At 60.8% G+C, this 21,045-nt stretch carries 21 protein-coding genes and 9 tRNA genes; 20 read left to right on the top strand and 10 right to left on the bottom strand.

The window, feature by feature from the left end:
- Nucleotides 1-505: 505 nt before the first annotated feature.
- On the top strand, nucleotides 506-886 hold the full coding sequence (gene grcA, locus J9892_RS24475) for an autonomous glycyl radical cofactor GrcA (protein WP_210539196.1): 381 nt from the start codon (nucleotides 506-508) through the stop codon (nucleotides 884-886).
- A gap of 78 nt (nucleotides 887-964) precedes the next feature.
- Here grcA and J9892_RS24470 read toward each other — a convergent pair whose 3' ends face one another.
- The 7 genes from J9892_RS24470 to hemA form a co-directional block, all read right to left on the bottom strand.
- The gene (locus J9892_RS24470) at nucleotides 965-2,248 is read right to left on the bottom strand and encodes a dicarboxylate/amino acid:cation symporter (RefSeq protein ID WP_103243557.1); all 1,284 of its coding nucleotides are present in this window, start codon (nucleotides 2,246-2,248) and stop codon (nucleotides 965-967) included.
- A gap of 507 nt (nucleotides 2,249-2,755) precedes the next feature.
- Nucleotides 2,756-3,610, bottom strand: coding sequence for a 3-deoxy-8-phosphooctulonate synthase (gene kdsA, locus J9892_RS24465; protein ID WP_048207171.1), 855 nt, complete (start codon nucleotides 3,608-3,610; stop codon nucleotides 2,756-2,758).
- An 11-nt stretch (nucleotides 3,611-3,621) separates the two neighbouring features.
- Nucleotides 3,622-4,422, bottom strand: coding sequence for a tetratricopeptide repeat protein (locus J9892_RS24460; RefSeq protein ID WP_210539195.1), 801 nt, complete (start codon nucleotides 4,420-4,422; stop codon nucleotides 3,622-3,624).
- A gap of 11 nt (nucleotides 4,423-4,433) precedes the next feature.
- Nucleotides 4,434-4,817, bottom strand: a complete 384-nt coding sequence (locus tag J9892_RS24455; RefSeq protein WP_042880800.1) for a SirB2 family protein — start codon at nucleotides 4,815-4,817, stop codon at nucleotides 4,434-4,436.
- Nucleotides 4,818-4,859: 42 nt separating this feature from the next.
- Nucleotides 4,860-5,693, bottom strand: coding sequence for a peptide chain release factor N(5)-glutamine methyltransferase (gene prmC / locus J9892_RS24450; RefSeq protein WP_210539194.1), 834 nt, complete (start codon nucleotides 5,691-5,693; stop codon nucleotides 4,860-4,862).
- A complete protein-coding gene (gene prfA / locus J9892_RS24445) occupies nucleotides 5,693-6,781 on the bottom strand; it encodes a peptide chain release factor 1 (RefSeq protein WP_210539193.1) in 1,089 nt (362 codons plus the stop codon). The genes prmC and prfA overlap by 1 nt, the downstream gene beginning before the upstream one ends.
- 50 nt (nucleotides 6,782-6,831) lie before the next feature.
- Nucleotides 6,832-8,091 (bottom strand): glutamyl-tRNA reductase, encoded by a 1,260-nt coding sequence (hemA, locus tag J9892_RS24440; protein WP_039039600.1) that lies wholly within the window; start codon nucleotides 8,089-8,091, stop codon nucleotides 6,832-6,834.
- A 125-nt stretch (nucleotides 8,092-8,216) separates the two neighbouring features.
- Between hemA and lolB the strand changes: the two genes are divergently transcribed.
- The 14 genes from lolB (at nucleotide 8,217) to J9892_RS24370 (ending at nucleotide 14,054) form a co-directional block, all read left to right on the top strand.
- Complete coding sequence (gene lolB, locus J9892_RS24435) at nucleotides 8,217-8,795, top strand: lipoprotein insertase outer membrane protein LolB (protein WP_042015579.1); 579 nt, start codon at nucleotides 8,217-8,219, stop codon at nucleotides 8,793-8,795.
- Nucleotides 8,795-9,673, top strand: a complete 879-nt coding sequence (ispE, locus tag J9892_RS24430) for a 4-(cytidine 5'-diphospho)-2-C-methyl-D-erythritol kinase (protein ID WP_210539199.1) — start codon at nucleotides 8,795-8,797, stop codon at nucleotides 9,671-9,673. Before lolB ends, ispE begins: the two co-directional genes overlap by 1 nt.
- Nucleotides 9,653-9,727 (top strand) — tRNA-Gln (locus tag J9892_RS24425). The genes ispE and J9892_RS24425 overlap by 21 nt, the downstream gene beginning before the upstream one ends.
- A 239-nt stretch (nucleotides 9,728-9,966) precedes the next feature.
- Entirely contained in the window at nucleotides 9,967-10,914 is a 948-nt protein-coding gene (locus J9892_RS24420; protein WP_010673845.1) for a ribose-phosphate pyrophosphokinase, read from the top strand.
- 249 nt (nucleotides 10,915-11,163) lie between these two features.
- Nucleotides 11,164-11,760 carry an aminoacyl-tRNA hydrolase gene (pth, locus tag J9892_RS24415; RefSeq protein WP_210539192.1) on the top strand — a complete coding sequence of 199 codons (597 nt, stop codon included), beginning with the start codon at nucleotides 11,164-11,166 and terminating at the stop codon, nucleotides 11,758-11,760.
- 132 nt (nucleotides 11,761-11,892) lie between these two features.
- The gene (gene ychF / locus J9892_RS24410) at nucleotides 11,893-12,984 is read left to right on the top strand and encodes a redox-regulated ATPase YchF (protein WP_010673843.1); all 1,092 of its coding nucleotides are present in this window, start codon (nucleotides 11,893-11,895) and stop codon (nucleotides 12,982-12,984) included.
- 235 nt (nucleotides 12,985-13,219) lie between these two features.
- Nucleotides 13,220-13,296 (top strand) — tRNA-Met (locus J9892_RS24405).
- An 8-nt stretch (nucleotides 13,297-13,304) separates the two neighbouring features.
- Nucleotides 13,305-13,379, top strand: a tRNA-Gln gene (locus J9892_RS24400).
- A gap of 42 nt (nucleotides 13,380-13,421) precedes the next feature.
- Nucleotides 13,422-13,496: transfer RNA gene (locus J9892_RS24395), tRNA-Gln, on the top strand.
- Between the two features lie 41 nt (nucleotides 13,497-13,537).
- A tRNA-Gln gene (locus J9892_RS24390) sits at nucleotides 13,538-13,612 on the top strand.
- A gap of 39 nt (nucleotides 13,613-13,651) precedes the next feature.
- Nucleotides 13,652-13,728 (top strand) — tRNA-Met (locus J9892_RS24385).
- A 46-nt stretch (nucleotides 13,729-13,774) separates the two neighbouring features.
- A tRNA-Gln gene (locus J9892_RS24380) sits at nucleotides 13,775-13,849 on the top strand.
- Nucleotides 13,850-13,885: 36 nt separating this feature from the next.
- Nucleotides 13,886-13,962 (top strand) — tRNA-Met (locus tag J9892_RS24375).
- Nucleotides 13,963-13,970: 8 nt separating this feature from the next.
- Nucleotides 13,971-14,054: transfer RNA gene (locus J9892_RS24370), tRNA-Leu, on the top strand.
- A 244-nt stretch (nucleotides 14,055-14,298) separates the two neighbouring features.
- Here the strand turns inward: J9892_RS24370 and J9892_RS24365 are convergent.
- Nucleotides 14,299-16,131 carry an SLC13 family permease gene (locus J9892_RS24365; protein WP_210539191.1) on the bottom strand — a complete coding sequence of 611 codons (1,833 nt, stop codon included), beginning with the start codon at nucleotides 16,129-16,131 and terminating at the stop codon, nucleotides 14,299-14,301.
- A gap of 270 nt (nucleotides 16,132-16,401) precedes the next feature.
- On the opposite strand from J9892_RS24365, the gene yqfB reads away from it, so the two are divergent.
- The 4 genes from yqfB to J9892_RS24350 all read left to right on the top strand — a co-directional run bounded on the left by yqfB (nucleotide 16,402) and on the right by J9892_RS24350 (nucleotide 18,189).
- Complete coding sequence (yqfB, locus tag J9892_RS24360) at nucleotides 16,402-16,734, top strand: N(4)-acetylcytidine aminohydrolase (protein ID WP_042014549.1); 333 nt, start codon at nucleotides 16,402-16,404, stop codon at nucleotides 16,732-16,734.
- A gap of 87 nt (nucleotides 16,735-16,821) precedes the next feature.
- The gene (locus J9892_RS24980; protein ID WP_246876752.1) at nucleotides 16,822-17,055 is read left to right on the top strand and encodes a hypothetical protein; all 234 of its coding nucleotides are present in this window, start codon (nucleotides 16,822-16,824) and stop codon (nucleotides 17,053-17,055) included.
- Nucleotides 17,049-17,741, top strand: coding sequence for an alpha/beta hydrolase (locus tag J9892_RS24355; protein WP_349237057.1), 693 nt, complete (start codon nucleotides 17,049-17,051; stop codon nucleotides 17,739-17,741). The genes J9892_RS24980 and J9892_RS24355 overlap by 7 nt, the downstream gene beginning before the upstream one ends.
- A 61-nt stretch (nucleotides 17,742-17,802) precedes the next feature.
- The gene (locus J9892_RS24350) at nucleotides 17,803-18,189 is read left to right on the top strand and encodes a DUF1622 domain-containing protein (RefSeq protein ID WP_010673839.1); all 387 of its coding nucleotides are present in this window, start codon (nucleotides 17,803-17,805) and stop codon (nucleotides 18,187-18,189) included.
- A 104-nt stretch (nucleotides 18,190-18,293) separates the two neighbouring features.
- Here J9892_RS24350 and J9892_RS24345 read toward each other — a convergent pair whose 3' ends face one another.
- Entirely contained in the window at nucleotides 18,294-19,658 is a 1,365-nt protein-coding gene (locus J9892_RS24345; protein ID WP_210539190.1) for an MDR family MFS transporter, read from the bottom strand.
- A gap of 164 nt (nucleotides 19,659-19,822) precedes the next feature.
- Here J9892_RS24345 and J9892_RS24340 point away from each other — a divergent pair, with 164 nt between their 5' ends.
- On the top strand, nucleotides 19,823-20,449 hold the full coding sequence (locus J9892_RS24340) for a beta-phosphoglucomutase family hydrolase (RefSeq protein ID WP_109111872.1): 627 nt from the start codon (nucleotides 19,823-19,825) through the stop codon (nucleotides 20,447-20,449).
- 39 nt (nucleotides 20,450-20,488) lie between these two features.
- Here the strand turns inward: J9892_RS24340 and J9892_RS24335 are convergent, their stop codons facing one another.
- Complete coding sequence (locus J9892_RS24335; RefSeq protein WP_048207156.1) at nucleotides 20,489-20,740, bottom strand: hypothetical protein; 252 nt, start codon at nucleotides 20,738-20,740, stop codon at nucleotides 20,489-20,491.
- Between the last annotated feature and the right edge of the window lie 305 nt (nucleotides 20,741-21,045).

Below are 21,045 nucleotides of genomic sequence, written 5' to 3'. Positions count from 1 at the left end.
GTCAATAGAGCAAGGGGCTCAGGATAGGGTCCTCGCCCCCAAGACGCAACCGCATGGAGGTCAGGCTCAGCCTTGCCAGCCTGGGAAGTGGCGGCGGCGTTCACGGGCAATGACCGAGGCTGCGTCGACACAGGAATAACAGGACGTCCTTCGGACAGGCCTCATGGGCAGGCCGGTTTTCGCTGACGCCAGAAATAAACCCTAAAGGTGTAGTTAAATCACTAGATATGAATAATAAAAAATGCATAATTCATATATCTTACAAAAACAGAAAAATGATCTGTTTTTGATTCAACTCAATGATTTAATCCCTTTCAATGCACGCAAAATGGGGCTTTATTGATTTGGATCAATTTTCGTAATATTACCGTCGTGGTATATATGGCCCCAACGAAGTAAAGGTGTAAGGCAAGGCCCCGTTAAATCATTCCTTCCAAGAGGTGGTTTAAAAACATCAGGGTAATGTGCTTACCGTTGAATCCGCTTTCCTATGAGGAGTCATACCATGATCAAGGGCATCCAAATCACCCAGTCCGCCAACGCCGCTCTGCTGAACTCTTTCTGGCTGCTGGACGAAGAGAAACAACAGGCTCGCTGCATCTGCGTCAAGGGCGACAGCTTTGCCGCCGATCAGGAAGTCAGCCTCTCCGACCTGGGTCAATTCGAATACCGTGAACTGCCGGTTCAGCAAGAGCCTGTGGTCGAAGGGGGTCAGCACCTGAACGTCAACGTACTGCGCCGCGAAACCCTGGAAGACGCCATCGCCAACCCGGAAAAATACCCGCAGCTCACCATCCGCGTCTCCGGTTACGCCGTGCGTTTCAACGCCCTGACCCCGGAGCAGCAGCGTGACGTGGTAACCCGCACCTTCACCCAGAGCCTGTAAGGCGCCCTGCGTAAAGAGATAAAAAAACGGCCCCTCGGGCCGTTTTTTCATGGGTGATGATCGCCGCCGGAACCTGGGTCAGCTTCGCAGGTCCACCGGCATGACCGCCACGGGTTTCGCCAGGGCGTCCTGCATGGTGGCCTCGTCGAGCTGATCGCAGTAACGGGCCACCACCAGGGTCGCCACCCCGTTGCCGATGAGGTTGGTCAGGGCGCGCGCCTCCGACATGAAGCGATCAATCCCGAGGATCAGCGCCAGCCCGGCCAGCGGCAGATGCCCTACCGCCGAGATGGTGGCTGCCAGCACGATGAAGCCACTCCCCGTGACTCCGGCCGCCCCCTTGGAGGAGATAAGCAGCACCACCAGCAGGGTGAGCTGATGGAACAGGTCCAGCGGGGTGTTGGTCGCCTGAGCGATGAAGACGGCAGCCATGGTCAGATAGATGGAGGTACCGTCCAGGTTGAATGAGTAACCGGTCGGGATCACCAGACCCACCACCGATTTCTTGCAGCCCAGCGCCTCCATTTTCACCAGCATGCGCGGTAATACGGATTCCGACGAGGATGTTCCGAGCACGATCAACAGCTCTTCCCGGATATAGGCAATAAAGCGCACAATGCTGAAGCCATTGGCTTTGGCGATACTGCCGAGCACCAGAAAAATAAACAGCAGGCAGGTCAGATAGAAGCTAGCAATTAATTGCCCCAGCTGAACCAAAGAACCAATACCGTATTTCCCTATGGTAAATGCCATGGCGCCAAATGCCCCGATCGGCGCCAGTTTCATGATCATGTTGATGATGCCGAAAATAACCTGGGAGAAACCATCGATGATATTGAAGATGGGTTTTCCCTTCTCCCCGATATGATGCAGGGAAAATCCGAACAGGACGGCAAACAGCAACACCTGGAGTATATTGCCGCCGGCAAAGGCACCGATGACGCTGGCCGGTATCACATCCAGCAGGAAGGGAATTATCCCCTGGGACTGGGCCTGATCCGCATAGACGGAGATGGCGCTGGCGTCGAGTGAGGAGGGATCCACATTCATACCGGCCCCAGGCTGCAGCACGTTGACCACGCACAGACCGATGATCAGGGCCAGGGTGCTCACCACTTCAAAATAGATCAGCGCAATGGCACCGGTTTTGCCCACCGCCTTCATGCTTTCCATGCCGGCAATGCCGGTGACCACGGTACAAAAAATGACGGGGGCGATGATCATCTTGATTAATTTAACGAAGCCATCACCAAGGGGTTTCATATCTGCGCCCAGACTCGGATAGACATGTCCCAGACATATTCCGATGGTGATTGCCAATATCACCTGAAAATAGAGGCTACTGACAATTTTCTTGTGCATGCTCAACGTCCTGTTAATAAGTGTGACTCCACTGACAGCAAATAGCGCATGCAGCAGTCTGCGGCGAGAAATAGTGTTATCTCACCCGCTTCATACCTTTTTGCCATCCTGACGGTCGCTACTTTTGCATGTCATAAGAAGCAAATAAGAGACATCAATCACACAATATATTTAACATCATTAACACCACAGAAACGTGGTCGCAATGGACGCTGAAGAGCACCAAATGAAAATGACGGAAATAAAAATGCCCCGCATGGCGGCAATGCTGTTCACTTAAGAGAATTTGAGTTCCAGTCCACGTAGTATCAGGACAAAAAATCGAGGGAGGCATGATGCCTCCCTCTTTCTATTGCAAGCCCCGCTGGATAAAGGCTGGAGGAAGATCGACTGGACACAGCCTTGCCCCCTCAACTCAAATCCAATTTATGAATAATCAGTCAAAAAAGTGCTTATCTGAACAGCATTGCCCGCATGGCGGGGCATTTTTGATAGTAAAAATCGCGATCAGGCGGAGGTATCGAGGGGCTCGAAGCTCTTGACGAGATCGTCGATGGCCTTCATCTGCTTGAGGAAGCCTTCCAGCTTCTCCAGCGGCAGGGCGCTCGGGCCGTCGCAGCGGGCAATTTTCGGATCCGGGTGGGATTCGATAAAGAGACCGGCCAGGCCCACCGCCATGCCGGCACGGGCCAACTCGGTCACCTGCTCGCGGCGACCGCCGGAGGCCGCCCCCAGGGGATCACGGCACTGCAGGGAGTGGGTGACGTCAAAGATGACCGGATAGCCGCCGGTGCTCTTCTTCATGACGCCCAGACCCAGCATGTCCACCACCAGGTTGTCATAGCCGAAGTTGGCACCGCGCTCGCAGAGGATCAGGCGATCGTTGCCACACTCCTCGAACTTGTCGGTGATGTTCTTCATCTGGCTTGGGCTCAGGAATTGCGGCTTCTTGATATTGATGACGTTGCCGGTGCGGGCCATGGCCTCCACCAGATCGGTCTGGCGCGCCAGGAAGGCGGGCAGCTGGATGACGTCGACCACCTCGGCGACCGGTTTGGCCTGATGGGGCTCATGCAGATCGGAGATCACCGGCATGCCGAAGGTCGCTTTCAGCTCCTGGAAGATCTTCATCCCCTCTTCCAGACCCGGGCCGCGATAGGAGTGGATGGAGGAGCGGTTGGCCTTGTCCCAGCTCGCCTTGAACACGAACGGGATGCCGAGCTTGCTGGTCACTTCCACGTACTTCTCGCACACCGCCATCGCCATGTCGCGGGATTCCAGCACGTTCATGCCGCCGAACAGCACGAAAGGTTTGTCGTTGGCGACGTCGATCTGGTTGACCTTGATATTCTTCTGTTCCATCTCAGGGATCCTTAATGGAGGGGTTTGGGACTGAGGTCCAGGGTGGCCAGCTGGGTTTTCAGCACATCGGCCACGGGATCATCAGGGCATTGTTCAATAAAGTATTCGAAATCGTCGGCGGCAAAGCGCGGGCAATCGAGTTGCTCATAGATGAAGCCCCGATCCCGCGTCTCCAGCGGATCGCCGGGCTTCATGCGCAGCAGCAGCTCGCTGCAGCGCAACGCCTCCGTCATGCGCTCCTCGCGCAGCAGGGCGCCCTTGCTGACATTGAGCAAGCGCTCGATGATCTCCCACTGCCCCGATGGCTGCAGATGATCATCGCTCAGACTCTCCAGGTTGCCGAGGGCACCGCGCAGCAGCAGTTCGATGCGGTGCCGGCTCAGTTCATCACCGTTGAAGGGGTCCACATAGACCTCCCCGTCCAGACCGGCAAAACTCAGGAGGAAATGGCCGGGGAAGCAGATCCCCTCCACATCCAGCCCTATCTTGCGACCCAGCTGGATGAGGAGGATGCCGAGACTGACCGGGATCCCCTTGCGCCTTGCCAGCACCTGGTCCAGATCGCAGTTGGCGGACGAGAAGTAATCCTGCCAGTCGCCACGAAAGCCCAGGGTCTGGTAGAAACCCTGCAACAGCTGACGGCGCACCTCGTCGCAGTCTCCCTCGGCAATCGTCTCGTCCAGCCAGGCATCGAGGCGGGCAAGCTCGGCCTCTCCCGTGCCGCCATGGCCCCGGATCTCGTCGCTCACCGACAGCGCCAGCTCGGCCAGATCGTGAGCCTCGAAGTCGGTCCACTCATCCACACGTATCATCGTCATCCTTCCTAGCCGAACAGGCTGGCCTGCTTTTGCACCGCAAGCTTGGCGATAAAGAAGATCCACCCCAGTGCGCCCAAGAAGGCAAACCAGCGGATGCCGTTGCTGCGGGCCAGGCGCAGCGCCATCATGGCCAGAAACGCCACCACCAGGATGGATGTCAGCTTCTCGGCCAGCCAGGGGATGGCGTTGTTGAGGGGGTTGAGACCCAGCACCATGCAGAGCAGCGCACCGGAGAGCACCACCAGGCCGTTGAGCCAGCCGCTGATCTTGAGGGTGCGGGCGCCCCCTGCCAGCGCGGAGCCGGTCTGCAACCAGTAAAAGCGCAGGATAAACATCAGCACGGCCCCGGCAATCAGGGTGAGGTGCAGATGCTTGAGAACAACATACATAAGATTTCCTTGAACAGGGGCAGACCGGGCCCGCCCGTCATATCACTGAGCCAGGCGCCCCAGGGTCACCCGCTCGTTATCGCCGTAATCGCGCACGGTTTCCACCTGGACGTAGCCTTGTTGCAGCAGGAGTTGACGCACCGCCTCCCCCTGATCCCAGCCGTGTTCCAGCAACAGCCAGCCACCTGGCACCAGATGGGCGGGCGCCTGGGTGACGATGAGGCGGATATCCGCCAGCCCCTGCTCCTCCGCCACCAGGGCGGAGCGCGGCTCGAAGCGCACGTCCCCCTCGTGAAGATGGGGGTCCGTCCCGTCGATGTAAGGCGGGTTGGAGACGATCATCGCAAAGCGCGGTGCATCCGAGAGCGGCGCAAACCAGCTGCCGTCGCGCACCTCGATGGGCAACCCCAGGGCGGCGCTGTTGGTGCGGGCCAACGCGGCCGCGGCCGGCATCCTGTCCACCGCCCATACATCGGCATCCGGTCGCTCAGACTTGAGTGCAAGGGCGATGGCACCGGTGCCCGTGCCCAGATCCAGCAGGGCGCAGGGGCCGCCCGGCAGGCGGGCCAGCGCCTGTTCCACCAGCACCTCGGTATCGGGGCGCGGGATCAGGGTGGCCGGGCTCACTTTCAGCGGCAGCGACCAGAACTCCCGCTCGCCAATGAGGTGGGCAATGGGCTCACCATTGAGGCGACGGGCAAGCCAGCCCGACAGGGTCGCCTGCTGGGCGGCATCGAGCTCGTGCTCCGGCCAGGTCATCAGATAGCTGCGCCGGCAATCCAGCAGATGACAGAGCAGGGCATCGGCGTCGGCACGGGGGGATTCCCCGGAGGCCAGGGTCGCCATGATATGGGCGCGGGCCTGCTGGATCTGCATCAGTTGCTCTCGGCCAGGGAGGCGAGCTGATCCGCCTGATACTCCTGCACCAGGGGGGTGATCACGCAGTCCAGATCCCCTTCCAGGATGTCGCCCAGACGATAGAGGGTGAGGTTGATCCGGTGCTCGGAGAGACGCCCCTGGGGATAGTTGTAGGTGCGGATGCGCTCGGAGCGATCCCCGGAGCCCACCAGGTTGCGGCGGGTACTCTGCTCGGCGGCGCGGTGGCGTTCGTCCTCGGCCGCCTGCAGGCGAGCGGAGAGCACCGACATCGCCTTGGCGCGGTTCTTGTGCTGGGAGCGCTCGTCCTGGCACTCCACCACCAGCCCGGTGGGCAGGTGGGTGATGCGGATGGCGGAGTCGGTCTTGTTGACGTGCTGGCCGCCGGCACCGGAAGCGCGGAAGGTGTCGATCTTCAGCTCGGAGGGGTTGATCTCCACCTGCTCGGCTTCCGGCACTTCCGGCAGCACGGCCACGGTACAGGCGGAGGTGTGCACCCGGCCCTGGGATTCGGTCTCGGGGACTCGCTGCACCCGGTGGCCGCCGGACTCGAACTTGAGGCGGCCGTAGACGTGCTCGCCGTCCACCTTGGCGATCACCTCCTTGTAGCCGCCGTGTTCGCCGTCATTGCAGCTGACGATGGAGACACGCCACCCCTGACGCTCGGCGTAGCGGGAGTACATGCGGAACAGATCCCCCGCGAAAATGGCCGCCTCGTCGCCACCGGCACCGGCACGGATCTCCAGATAGCAGTTGTTGTCATCCTTGGGGTCGCGCGGCAACAGCATCACCTGAAGCGCCTGCTCCTGCTCCTCGAAGGTCGCCTTGGCGAGCGGCAGTTCCTCCTGCGCCATCACCCGCAGCTCGGCATCCTCTTCCTCCAGCATCAGCCGGGTGGTCTCGAGGTTCTCTTCGGCCTGGCGGAAACGCTGGAAGGCGTGAACGATATCTTCCAGCTGGGCGTATTCCCGGGTCAGGGCGCGGTATCTGTCCTGATCCGAGGCGACCCCGGGCTCCCCGAGCAAGGCCTGTACTTCTTCATGGCGCTCGATGAGGCCTTCCAGCTTTCTGATCAATGAGGGGTTCATGACTCTTGGATTCTCGATGGAGGACGGGACGGCAAAGGGCCGTCCCAACACTATGATTCTTGTGACAATCCCAGCACCTGACGCAGTTGGGCCAGCTTGTGGCTGTCCCCCTGGGCGGCGGCCTGGCGCAGGGCCTGGGTCGGTGCGTGGATCAGCTTGTTGGTGAGGCGATGGGCCATGGCCTTGAGCGCCTGCTCGGCATTTTCACCCTGTTGCAGGGCCAGCAAGGCCCGCTGCAACTCTTCGTCGGCGACCTGCTGTGACTGATGGCGATAATCGCGAATGAGATCCACCGAGTGCTGGCTGCGATACCAGCCCATGAACTCGTCGCGCTCTTCCTGCACGATGAGTTCCGCCTCGGCGGCCGCCCGCTTGCGGGTCTCCAGGTTCTGCTCGATGATGCCCTGCAGATCGTCCACCGTGTAGAGATAGGCATCGGAAAGCTCGTCCACCTCGGCTTCGATGTCGCGGGGCACGGCGATATCCACCAGGAACATGGGCTTGAAGCGACGCGCCTTGAGCGCCCGCTCCACCATGCCCTTGCCGATGATGGGCAGGGGGCTTGCCGTGGAGCTGATGACGATGTCCGCCTCGTGCAGGTAGTCCGGGATCTCCTCCAGAGTCATTACCTGGGCACCGAACTCCTCTGCCAGCAACTGGGCCCGTTGCAGGGTCCGGTTCGCCACCATCATCCGGGTCACGCTCTGCTCGCGCAGGTGGCGGGCCACCAGTTCGATGGTTTCACCGGCGCCCACCAGCAGCACCTTGGTCTGGGAGAGGTCGGAGAAGATACGGCGGGCCAGGCTCACGGCGGCGAAGGCCACCGACACTGCGCTGGCGCCGATCTCGGTGTCGGTGCGCACCCGTTTGGCCACCGAGAAGGATTTCTGGAACAGGCGCTCCAGGGATCCTTTCACCGCATCCGCCTGCTGGGCGTGGGCGTAGGATTGCTTGATCTGCCCCAGGATCTGCGGCTCCCCGAGCACCAGGGAGTCGAGGCCGCAGGCCACCCGCATCAGGTGGCGCACCGCTTCCTCGTCCTGGTGCCGGTAGATGGCGGAGAGCACCTCGCTCGCCTCCAGCGCGTGGAACCGCTGCAACCAGTTCAGCACCTGCTCCCCCTGCCCCTGCTCCAGGCTGCAATAGAGCTCGGTGCGGTTGCAGGTGGAGACGATCACAGCCTCGCTGACGCCAGGCTGCTCCACCAGCTCACGCAGGGCGCGATCGATGCGGTCCGGGCCAAAGGCGACCCGCTCCCGCAAGGCGACACTGGCGGTGTTGTGGTTGATTCCGAGGGCAAACAGACTCATGGGTGGGTGATGATCGTTTCATGCACAGGGTGTAGAGGCCGACAATTGTACGAGAAAGGGTAAGTCTTTAAAAGCAATACGGCCGCCCCTTATACTGTCGCAAACCTCATCTGCGGAGCTCCACCTTGTTGTTGCGTATCTTCTCCCTCGCCTGCCTGCTGGTGCTGGCGGGCTGTACCACCACCCAACCCCAGCGGGATCAGGTCAACTGGCAGCAGGAGCGCGCCCGCCTCGAACGCCTCACACACTGGCAGTTGTCGGGCAAAATGGCCATCATCACCGCCCGCCAGAAGGGCAGCGCTCGCCTCAACTGGCAGCAAAACGGCGACGACTATCGCCTCAACCTCACCAGCCTCATCGGCACCCATATTCTGGAACTCTCCCGCACCGGCGGCGAGGTGACTCTGCTCGACAACGACGGAAAACAGCACCAGAGCCAGGATGCCGAGCTCCTGGTCTATCAGCTCACCGGCTGGCACATTCCGGTGGCCGGGCTGCCTGAGTGGATCAAGGGATTGCCGGGGCAGGCCGAATTCGAGCTCAACCCCGATGCCAGCCTCGCCAGCGTGCGCGACGGCCAGTGGCAGATCGTCTACGGGGACTATCGGGATCAGGACGGCTATCGCCTGCCCCACCTGCTCACCATGACCGGTCAGGAGAGCCGTCTCAAGCTGCAGATCAACGAGTGGACCCTGACACCATGATGCACGACCAGGCGCAGATCCGCTGGCCCGCCCCGGCCAAGCTCAACCTCTTCCTGCACGTCAACGGCCGCCGCCCCGATGGCTACCACGAACTGCAGACCCTCTTCATCTTTCTCAACCACGGCGACTGGCTCGAATTCGAGCCGATCCCCGGCAGCGACCAGCTCACCTTGAGCCCGGCCATACCCGGCGTGCCCGATGAACAGAACCTCATCATCCGGGCTGCGCGACTGTTGCAGAGCCGGTTGGCCAGTCCGCAGGGAGCCCATATCCGGCTGGAGAAGGTACTGCCCATGGGCGGTGGCATCGGGGGCGGCTCGTCGGACGCGGCCACCACCCTCGTGGCCTTGAACCACCTCTGGCAAGCCGGCTTGAGTGAAGACGAGCTGGCCGAGCTCGGCGTGCAGCTGGGCGCCGACGTGCCGGTGTTCGTGCGGGGCAAGGCCGCCTTCGCCGAAGGCGTGGGGGAGCGGTTGCAACAGATCGAGGTGCCGGATGCCTGGTACCTGGTACTCAAGCCCGATTGCCATGTGGCCACCGCCGCCGTGTTCCAGGATCCCGACCTGCCCCGCAACACCCCCAAGATGACCCTGGACAATCTGCTGGCAGGAGAGTGGAAAAACGATTGCGAACTGCTGGTGAAAAAGCGCCACCCCGAGGTTGCCAATGCGCTCGGCTGGTTGCTAGAATACGCGCCGTCAAGAATGACGGGCACTGGCGCCTGCGTCTTTGCTCGATTTGAAGACGAAATGGCTGCTCGAAAGGTGTTGGCAAGAGTGCCGGAAGGCTGGGATGGGTTTGTCGCCAAGGGCGAGAACATATCACCACTCTTCGTCACTTTGCAACAAGTGAGTGATTGGGGTATCGCCAAGCGGTAAGGCAGCGGGTTTTGATCTCGCCATTCCTAGGTTCGAATCCTAGTACCCCAGCCAACTCTCTCCTTGTTGAGGCCGCATCGGGAGGTGTTGACCTCGTCGATGTGTCTTGGGCCAATCTGACGCGATGGCGCTCAAGGTGGATTCCCGTCCACCCACCCTGCGGGTGATGAGACGCCATCCTCGACATCGCCCAGAGACCTTGTCCGTCATCTTGCTAAATCGTTTGCCCCCAAACGATACGGGTCTAAAATCAGACTCCCCACATACTGGATGCAACCCCGAGGTTTCAAACCGTGCCTGACATGAAGCTGTTTGCTGGTAACGCAACGCCGGAACTAGCCCAGAAGATCGCAGATCGCCTGTTTATCAAACTCGGCAATGCTGCCGTAGGTCGCTTTAGCGACGGCGAGATCAGCGTACAGATCAACGAGAATGTACGCGGTGGCGATATCTTCATCATTCAATCCACCTGTGCCCCGACCAACGACAATTTGATGGAATTGATCGTCATGGTGGATGCACTGCGTCGTGCTTCAGCTGGCCGTATCACTGCCGTTATCCCCTACTTTGGTTATGCCCGTCAGGACCGCCGCGTCCGCTCCGCCCGTGTGCCCATCACCGCCAAGGTCGTCGCAGACTTCCTCTCCAGCGTGGGTGTGGACCGTGTGCTGACCGTTGACCTGCATGCCGAGCAGATCCAGGGCTTCTTCGACGTCCCCGTCGACAACGTGTTCGGCAGCCCGGTGCTGCTGGAAGACATGAAGGCCAAGAACCTCGAATCCCCCGTGGTCGTGTCACCGGACATCGGCGGCGTAGTCCGTGCCCGTGCCATCGCCAAGCTGCTGGACGACACCGACATCGCCATCATCGACAAGCGTCGTCCCCGTCCGAACGTCTCCCAGGTCATGCACCTGATCGGCGACGTGGCCGGTCGTGACTGCGTCATCGTCGACGACATGATCGACACCGGCGGCACCCTGTGCAAAGCGGCCGAAGCGCTGAAAGAGCGTGGTGCCAAGCGCGTGTTCGCCTATGCGACCCACCCTGTCTTCTCCGGCACCGCCGTTGAAAACATCAAGAATTCGGTCATCGACGAGCTGATCATCACCGACTCCATCCCGCTCACCCCGGAGATGAAGGCAGTCGGCAAGGTCAAGCAGCTGACCCTCTCCTCCGTGCTGGCCGAAGCGATTCGCCGCATCAGCAACGAAGAGTCCATCTCTGCCATGTTCGAGCATTGATAGACCCTGTCGTGACAAAAACCGCCGAATGGCGGTTTTTGTTTTTTTGGGTGCCTGGCGCCAGCCGCCAGCCTTCACTCGGCAAGAGACGAAAACCTCGGACGAGCCACCCCACCCGAGCCCTTCTGTCCGGCTTTTCCCCGACCTTGCCGCACTTTGGTTGAGTGATCGCCACTCGGCGGCTAGAATATTGCGTCCCATTGCCCCGGGTCATCCGCCCATGGCAAGTAGCGAGTGAAGACATCAAGCGTGACAAGTCAAATCAAACTGATTGTCGGGCTGGGTAATCCCGGCCCCGAATATGCCAAGACCCGCCACAATGCGGGGGCCTGGTATGTGGAGCAACTGGCACGCTGGCACAATGTCAGCCTGCGCGAAGAGCCCAAGTTCTTCGGCCACACTGCCCGCTTCCTGGTGGACGGGCAGGATGTGCGGCTGCTCATCCCGAACACCTACATGAATCTCTCCGGCAAGGCCGTGGCGGCGCTCGCGCGCTTCTACCAGATCGCCCCGGAAGAGATCCTGGTGGCCCATGACGAGCTGGACCTGCCTCCCGGCATCGCCAAGTTCAAGCAAGGGGGCGGTCACGGCGGCCATAACGGCCTCAAGGACATCATCGCCAGAATGGGCAACAACAATAACTTCTTCCGGCTGCGCCTTGGCATCGGCCATCCGGGCGCCAAGGAGCTGGTCGCCGGCTTCGTGCTGACCAAGGCGCCCATCAGTGAGCAGAGTCTGATCGAGGCCGCGCTGGACGAATCCCTGCGCGCCACCGACATCCTGTTCAAGCAGGACATGACCAAGGCCATGAATCGCCTGCACAGTTTCAAGGCCGAGAAAGTCTAGGCTTTCAGCCTGCATCGCCAGGCAGTTCAAGATGACCGGCCCCCTGGCGAGATCCCTCGCCTCGGGGTCAAGCAACACGACACGGGCCGCCCGCGCGGCCCCTTGAAGCATCCATCAACAAGGTAACAATCCATGGGTTTTAAATGCGGTATCGTGGGCCTGCCCAATGTAGGCAAATCCACCCTGTTCAATGCGCTGACCAAGGCCGGCATCGAAGCCGCCAACTTCCCGTTCTGCACCATTGAGCCGAACACGGGTGTGGTCCCCATGCCGGATCCCCGCCTCGACCAGCTGGCGGCCATCATCAATCCGCAGCGTGTCGTGCCGACCACCATGGAGTTCGTGGACATCGCCGGCCTGGTGGCCGGTGCCTCCAAGGGCGAAGGCCTTGGCAACCAGTTCCTGGCCAACATCCGTGAAACCGAAGCCATCGGTCACGTGGTGCGCTGCTTCGAGGACGAGAACATCGTCCACGTGGCGGGCAAGGTCTCCCCGGCCGACGACATCGAGGTGATCAACACCGAGCTGGCCCTCTCCGACCTGGATGCCTGCGAGCGCGCCATCAATCGCCAGTCCAAGCGTGCCAAGGGCGGCGACAAGGATGCCAAGCTGGAAGTGGAAGTGCTGGAGAAGATCAAGGTTGCCCTGGAAAACGGCCAGATGATCCGCGGCATGAAGCTGGACAAGGATGAGCTGGACGCCGTCAGCCACCTCAACTTCCTGACCCTGAAACCCACCATGTACATCGCCAACGTGGCGGAAGATGGCTTCGAGAACAACCCCTACCTGGATCAGGTCCGTGAGATAGCCGCCGCCGAGAACGCCGTTGTCGTGGTCGTCTGCTGCGCCATCGAGGCGGACATCGCCGAGCTGGACGACGAAGACCGCGCCGAGTTCATGGCGGATCTGGGCATCGAGGAGCCGGGCCTGAACCGGGTGATCCGCTCCGGATACGAGCTGCTCAAGTTGCAGACCTACTTCACCGCCGGTGTGAAAGAAGTGCGCGCCTGGACCATTCCGGTAGGCGCCACCGCCCCGCAGGCCGCTGGCAAGATCCACACCGACTTCGAAAAAGGCTTTATTCGCGCCCAGACCATCGCCTTCGACGACTTTATCACCTACAAGGGTGAGCAAGGCGCCAAGGAAGCAGGCAAGATGCGCGCGGAAGGGAAAGACTACATCGTCAAGGATGGCGATATCATGAACTTCCTGTTCAACGTCTAACCCCATGAGAGGCCAGCATTTGCTGGCCTCTTTTTTATCTGGCCAGAGGCGCGATCTGGGTGCGAATGTCGTAAAAAAAACCAGATTGTTGGGCTTTTGCACGACAGCGGCCAATAACTCGCCAAACGCACCCAAATTCGTTTTTTCAAACAAAAAAAGGGTTGACGCCCCAGAGCCAGATACGCATAATTCCGGCCGCACAGTGACGAGGCAACGACTCACTGGAAGCACGGTTGGCTATGTAGCTCAGTTGGTTAGAGCATCGCACTCATAATGCGGGGGTCACAGGTTCGAATCCCGTCATAGCCACCATATCTAGTTGGGGTATCGCCAAGCGGTAAGGCAGCGGGTTTTGATCTCGCCATCCCTAGGTTCGAATCCTAGTACCCCAGCCATTTTTTGAATGATGTTTGATGGTCTCTCTCAGGCATCGTCGTTGGGGTATCGCCAAGCGGTAAGGCAGCGGGTTTTGATCTCGCCATCCCTAGGTTCGAATCCTAGTACCCCAGCCATTTTTGAATGATGTTTGACAGTCTCTGTCGGGCATCGCTGTTGGGGTATCGCCAAGCGGTAAGGCAGCGGGTTTTGATCTCGCCATCCCTAGGTTCGAATCCTAGTACCCCAGCCATTTTTCTGTTCTCTTCCATCTATGTGGTTGACAACAAACGGCTATGTAGCTCAGTTGGTTAGAGCATCGCACTCATAATGCGGGGGTCACAGGTTCGAATCCCGTCATAGCCACCATGTTTGAAAAACGTTCCTTCAATCATCCGATTGCAAAGAACACTGTTGGGGCATCGCCAAGCGGTAAGGCAGCGGGTTTTGATCTCGCCATACCTAGGTTCGAATCCTAGTGCCCCAGCCATTTTTGCTTGTATTCGACGCAAGTCGTGCACAAGACGGCTATGTAGCTCAGTTGGTTAGAGCATCGCACTCATAATGCGGGGGTCACAGGTTCGAATCCCGTCATAGCCACCATTATTCTTGCGGAAGTGGCGAAATTGGTAGACGCACCAGATTTAGGTTCTGGCGCCCTAGGCGTGAGAGTTCGAGTCTCTCCTTCCGCACCATCGAAAGCAGTACCAAACAGACCAGCTCAGGCTGGTTTTTTTGTATCCGGCGTTTGCCGCTCTTCTTCCCCTCTCCACGCCATCGCACGCCTGCAACGCCACCTCATGTCTCAACGGCTGAGCCTTGTGTTCTCCTCTGCGACGGCGCAATGCCCTGCTCCGGCGTGATGCCGCCCTTTTCATCTCGCAGAGCGCTGCGGGCAATAAAAAGGCGGCCCGCAGGCCGCCATATCGTTTGCTGTCGTCAGAACGGGAAGAACCAGGGGATGGCGATGACGCTCACCACCATCACCAGCAAGGTGAAGGGCACGCCGATGCGCATGAAGTCCATGAACTTGTAGTTGCCCGGGCCCAGCACCAGGGTGTTGACCGGCGACGAGACCGGCGTCATGAAGGCTGCCGAGGCGGCGATGGCGATGGTCATGGCAAAGGGATAAGGCGAGACCCCCATCTGATGGGCCGTGCCGAGTGCAATCGGCGCCATCAGCACCGCCGTCGCCGTGTTGGAGATGAAGAGCCCGATGACGGCACAGAGCACGAAGAGGCTGGCCAGCATCACCCTGGGGCCCATCTCCCCCACTGCCGAGATGAGCGCGCCGACGATGAGATCCACCCCGCCGGTCTGCTGCAATGCAAGGGCAAAGGGCAGCATGCCCACGATGAGGATCAGGGTCGGCCAGTGGATGGACTTGTAGGCACTCTCCAGATCGATGCAGCGGAACTTGCCCATCAGCAGGCAGGCGATGAGCGCCGCGATCACGTTGGGCACGGGATCCGTCACCATCAGTACTATCATGACCCCGAGGGCAATCAGGGCGTGGATGGCCTGGCTGCGGGCCGGCGCCATCTCGTCCACTTCCGCAGGCAGGCCCAGCAGCAGAAAATCGCGATGATGGGTCTGCAACTGACGAATGAGGCTCCAGTTCCCCACCACCAGCAGGGTATCCCCCATCTGCAGCGCCTCGTCCACCAGCTTGCCGGTCAGCGCCTCTCCATCCCGGCGGATCCCCACCACGCTCAGACCGTAACGGGAACGGAAGGTCACCTCGCGGATGCTCTTGCCGAGCAGCCGGGAGCCAGGGATGAGGGAGACCTCCGCCATGCCCACCTCCCGCGCCTGATCGGAGAAGTATTCGCCGCGCAATATCATGGGCTCGAGCCGCGCCTCGCTGCAAAACTCCCGCACATCCACCTCGGGATCCGACATGTCGATGAGCAGCACATCCTTGGCCTGGAACTCGGTCACCCCGGTGACACTGACCATCACCCGCCTGAACTTGCGCCAGCGCTCCATCCCGATGACGTTGGCCCCGAAGCGGGCACGCAATTGCAGCTCGTCCAGGGTCTGGCCGATCAGGGGGGAGTCGGGCCGGATCGCCAGTCGGCGTGCTCGCCCCGCCAGCCGGTAGTCACGGATGAGATCCCGCATGGTGCTGCGTCCCATCTGCTTGCCCTTGCCCTCCTCTCCTTCACGCACCAAGGAGGTGCGCATCAGCAGCATGTAGAGGATCCCCATCCCCAGAATGATGACCCCCATGGGGGTGAAGCCGAAGAAGCCGAACCCCTGGATGTCGTGCCGCATCAGCTCACTGTTCACCACCATGTTGGGAGGGGTTGCCACCAGCGTCATCATGCCGCTGATAAGGCCGGCAAAGCCGAGCGGCATCATCAGTCTGCCCGCCGGGATCCCCATCCGGTTCGCCACGCTCAGCACCACGGGGATGAAGATGGCCACCACCCCGGTCGAACTCATCACGGCACCCAGGGTCGCCACCGCCACCATCAGCAGCACCAGCATGCGGGTTTCGCTGCTGCCGGCCACCTTCACCAGGGCATCTCCCACCTGATAGGCGATGCCGGTACGCACCAGCCCCTCCCCCACCACGAACAGGGCGGCAATCAGAATGACGTTGGGATCGCTGAATCCTGCCAGCGCCTGCGGCAGTGTCAGGGTGCCGCTCAACACGAACAGGATGATGATCAACAAGGCGACCACGTCCATGCGTACCTTGTTGGTAATAAACAGGAGAATGGCACCCACCAGCATGCTGAGCACCCAGATCAACTCGGAATTCACACTTGCTCCTTTTGTTCAACGTCAACCACGGCCGGCCTCGGACGCCATCAGACCACAGAGCCCGTCCCCCTGATTTGTTACATATCAAGAAAGAAGAGACCGCATCATCTCACATTCAGGTTCAGTTGCGGCCATTTTACCGGTCCGTGAACGCAGTCGGTCGCCCTTCACATGTCGGGGTAAAAAGTGCTGCACGCTCCCCCCGCCCCTCCTAAAATGGGCCCGCCGCGGCCTGAGCCGCCCTCTCACCCCTTGCCTTTCGGAGACGACATGACCCAGCACACCCCGGCCTACCCGGCATTCACCTTCTTCAGCCGCTTTGTCGCCGACATCCAGGCTGGCCGAAAGACCATCACCATCCGCGACGAGAGCGAGGCAAACTGGCGGCCCGGCCAGCGCCTGGCCCTGTTCACCAACCCGGAACACCAGCCTTTTGGCACCATTGAAGTCATCTCGGTCAAGGCGGTCGCCTTCGAGGCGCTGAGCGACGAGCACGCCCGTCAGGAGAACATGACCCTCCCCGAGCTTAAAGATGTGATCCGCGATATCTACCCCGCACTGCCGCCCCTCTATGTGATTGAATTCGTGCTGATTGAAGCCTGATTTTGTGAGCTGCCTCAGCTAACGCCGGTTGCGCTCACGGGCCAAAAGCGCACAATGACTGTTTTTATATACAGTCATTGGTATCTTATGGAAAAACAACTCGAACCGGCCATCGCAGCCATGGTGGCAGACTTCATCGCCGCAGGTCGTCCCAAGGCGAGCCAGCTGAGCTGGCAGACGCGCCGTGACGGCTACCTTGCCTCTGCCCTGTTGGGGGGTGAGCGGGAAGAGGTGAGCGCCATTGAAGAGTGGCAGCCGATCACCACGCCATCCGCTGCTATCGGCCCACAGACAAACCGGACCCCGCGTATCCGGTGCTGATCTATTTTCACGGCGGCTGTTTTGTCAGCGGGGATTTCGAGACCCACGATCGCCAGATGCGGATGCTGTGTAACCGGGCCAGTGCCCTGATCTTCGCCGTACACACCCGCCTCGCCCCGGAACACACCTATCCTGCGGCTCACGACGATGCGCTGGCCGCCACACGGGCCATCATGGCCGAGGTGGAGAAATGGCATGGGGATCCGGCACGTCTCGCCATTGCCGGCGACAGCGCAGGGGGTCATCTCGCCCTGATCACCACCTTGCGACTCAAGGCTGCCAACGCCCCCTTGCCCAAGGCCCTGCTGCTTCTCTATCCCATGCTGGATGCCCTCTGCGAGAGCCAAAGCTACCGCGATCTCGGTGACGACTACCTCATCACCCGGGACATGCTCGCAAGCGGTTTTCACGCCTACCTTGGCAGCCTGCCCCCCAGCCATCCCGAAGCCAGCCCGCTCCACCATCCCGCCCTGTCAGGATTACCGCCGACCCATATCGTCACGGCGGAATATGATCCGCTGCGCGACGAAGGGGAAGCCCTGTATGGCAAGCTGGTGCAGGCTGGCGTCGATGCCACTTGCCAGCGGCAGCATGGCGTCATCCACGGCTACTTCCAACTGGCGGCCATCAGCCCTGCCGCTCGTCAGCTCATCGACCAGATAGCCATGATGCTCAGAAGACTCTGAGTTGGAACCGGCCCCCAAGCCGTGTTAAAAGTGTCTCTTTTGAATCAGGGAGGTAACCCGAGTGTTCGAGATAGCGAGCCTGAAAGAGGGCATGATGCACGGGGTGGAGCTGTTCCAGCTGCTGCTGGAGATCATCTCCATCGCCTGCGTGGTCATCGGCCTTGGCAAGACCCTCTGGCTGGCGGCCAGAGTGCGGGATCACGAGCCCGGCTTTCCCCGTATCCGCCTCTGCTTCGGCAGCTGGCTCATCCTGGCGCTGGAGTTCCAGCTCGCCGCCGACATCCTGGCCACCACGGTGGCACCGAGCAAGGAGGAGCTGGTGCGCCTCGCCATCATCGCGGTCATCCGCACCTTCCTGAACTACTTCCTCGGCAAGGAGCTCGATGCCCAGGCCGAGCGCCAGCAACCCGAGCCTGTCAGGTCACCTTCCCGCCCCGACGCCCGATGAGCGGGCTGAGTGGCACAAGGCCACGACACGGAAGGAAAGGCACCAGCCTGATCCCATGAAGAGGGCTCCCCGCGGGGAGCCCTCTTTGTATCCGATAGCAACCATCAGGCGTGCTTGCTGGCCAGCTCGTGGCGCTTCAATGCCAGCAAGGTGACCAGCAGGGCGGCGGTGGCGATCAGCGCCATGCCGATATAGGTGGCGCTGAAACCGGGTGCCAGTTCGGCCGGGCTCAGGCTGGCCAGATTGGGGCTGCTGCCTGCTGGCAGGGCGGCATGGAACAACACGGCGCAGATGGCGACACCGACCGCCCCGCCCAGCTCCCGGCCGAAGTTGAACAGAGACATGCCGATGCCGCGATCTTCCCGCGGCAAGGCATTTTGCACCACCACCGACAGCGCCGGCAGCACCAGACCAAGGCCGATACCGGCAAACGCCAGTCCCAGTCTGGTCCAGACGTCGAAGTGGATCTGCCACAGGGCCAGCGCTGCCAGGGCAAAACCTGCCACCACGAAACGCTTGTAGTGACCGGTGCGACCGATGAGCTTGCCGCCGACGAAGGCCCCCGCCGTGATGCAGACCATGAAGATCACCATGATCCCGCCACTGTCACTGGCGCTCATCCCCTTTTGCCACTGCATCTGCAACGGCAGGTAGACCAGCACGGCAAACATCAGCAACTGCGAAGCCAGCGCCAGCAGCACGCTAACCAGATAACCCGGCAGGCGCACCAGGTGGGCCGGCAGTATGGGGTCGTGGGCCCGCCGCTCCACCAGGATCAGCAGCAACAAGGCCGCCCCCAGCGCAGCCGCGAGCCAGACGGCGGGCAAGGCCGCCTCCGGCGAGAGCAGCAACAGGGTGAGGGTGGTGACCGTGATGAGCAGTGCCGCTCCCTTCCAGTCGAAGCGGCTGTGGCGGCGCACATTGAGGTGACCCAGATTGCGGTTCACCAGCCAGAGGGCGATGGCACCGAGAGGCAGATTGATCCAGAAGATCCAGCGCCAGCTGAGCTGCTCGGTAAAATAGCCACCGAGCAGCGGGCCTGCGATGCTGGAGACCGCATAGACCGCCGAGATATACCCCTGATACTTGCCCACCTCCCGTGGCGGAATACAGTCGGCGATGACGGTGAAGGCGAGCGCGATCAGCCCCCCGCCCCCCAACCCTTGCAGCACGCGGGCGGCCAGCAGGGTTGGCAGATCCTGGGCCAGGGCGCAGGCCACGGATCCCGCCAGAAACAGGCCGATACCGATGTTGAGCATGCGTACCCGGCCGAACATGTCGCTCAACTTGCCATAGATGGGCAGGGCCGCAGTGGCCGCCAGTAGATAGGCGGTCACGACCCAGGTGAGGGCGGCACCGGCGTTCAGCTCAACCCCTATGATGGGCAAGGGCGTGGTGACGATGCTCTTTTCCAGTGAGCCCAGGGCGATCACCAGGGCCACGCTCGAGAAGACGGTTTTGGGGGACATAGGCAGGCTCGCTCATGTGAGATATCGGCACAGGGGGTGCAAGGCACATTATTGTCTCATAAATCATTAGCCGATGGTCAAAACCACTGCCAACCATGATGAAGGTCGCGACATCTGCGAGCCGGATCTGCTAGGGTGAGTCTTTGCCGAAGAGGACGCCCCCCATGCCCCAGTCATCCCCCTGCGATCATCACCAGAGTGAACAGCCCCGATTCGACGAGTACGACGCCCTGATCTTCGACATGGATGGCACCCTGGTGGACTCCATGCCTCTGCACCTGGATGCCTGGGAAATCACCAGTGCCGAGTTCGGCCTGCCGTTTGATCGGGCACAGCTCAACGAGTACGGCGGCATCCCCACCCGCAAGATAGTGACCATGCTGGCAGAGCAGCATGGGATGACCATCGACGTGGAAGCCTTTGCCCGGCGCAAGGTGGCCCTCTACCTGACACGGATCGACGACGTCCGGGTGTTTCCCGCCATGTGGGAGCTGGTCAGGCAGTACCACGGCAAGGTCCCCATGGGCATAGGCACCGGCTCAACCCGGGAACATGCGGCGCACATCCTGCGTCAGACCGGGCTCGATGCCTTCATCTCCGTGCTGGTGAGTGCCGATGATGTGGTCAATCACAAGCCCCACCCGGACACCTTCCTGAAAGTGGCCGAGCAGCTCGGCGCCAACCCGGCCAACTGCCTGGTGTTTGAAGACACCCGGATAGGCATTCAGGCGGGCAAGGCCGCCGGCATGACCACCTTGCTGGTCACCGAAGGGGCACTGCAACGGGTGTGAGCGGTGCGGGCCCATCCTAACCGACTGGCCCGCACCAGTTTACTCGGCCTCATTCTCCCCCTGCTTCCCACCTGCCGGTGCCGGGCCGTCCGGCCGCTCAAATCCCAGATCTGACATGCAGTTGTCAAATTCCGACTCCCCCGGTTTGCCATGCTCCTTGCAGCTCTCAAACGCCGCTTTCATCTCGGCCGACAGCTCGCGCGGAGGCTTGGGCGGGGTACGGCTGCCCTGATCGCCCGCTGCGGCGGTCAGAGTAGTGAGGGAAAACAGCAAAGGCAGAACAATCTTCATGGCATGACTCCAAAACGGGTGGCATACACCGGCATGGTGCGGCGATGGCCCACGGCAGCGGGCGGCATCATGCTAGCGAATCGCCGCAAACTGATGGGTCAAGGGGAGGTAAAGAGGGTGTCTGGTCGGCGTAAATCCATAAAAAAACGCCCCAGGCGGGGTAATGCCAGTCAGTTAAGCCTGACTGGCATTGTTTTTACTAGGTTTTCTCGTCGCATACTTCTGTGGTTTGGCTTTGATGCACCTTGGGTAACTTCGTTCTCGGCGGGCGGGTAACTTGAACTGCTCTGCCTGTTTGTCCAACT

The sequence above is a fragment of the Aeromonas sp. Prich7-2 genome (genome assembly GCF_017939255.1).
GTDB classification, from domain to species: Bacteria; Pseudomonadota; Gammaproteobacteria; order Enterobacterales; family Aeromonadaceae; genus Aeromonas; species Aeromonas caviae.
Note: the sequence above shows the minus strand (reverse complement) of the source record. Positions and strands in the feature narration are given on the sequence as shown.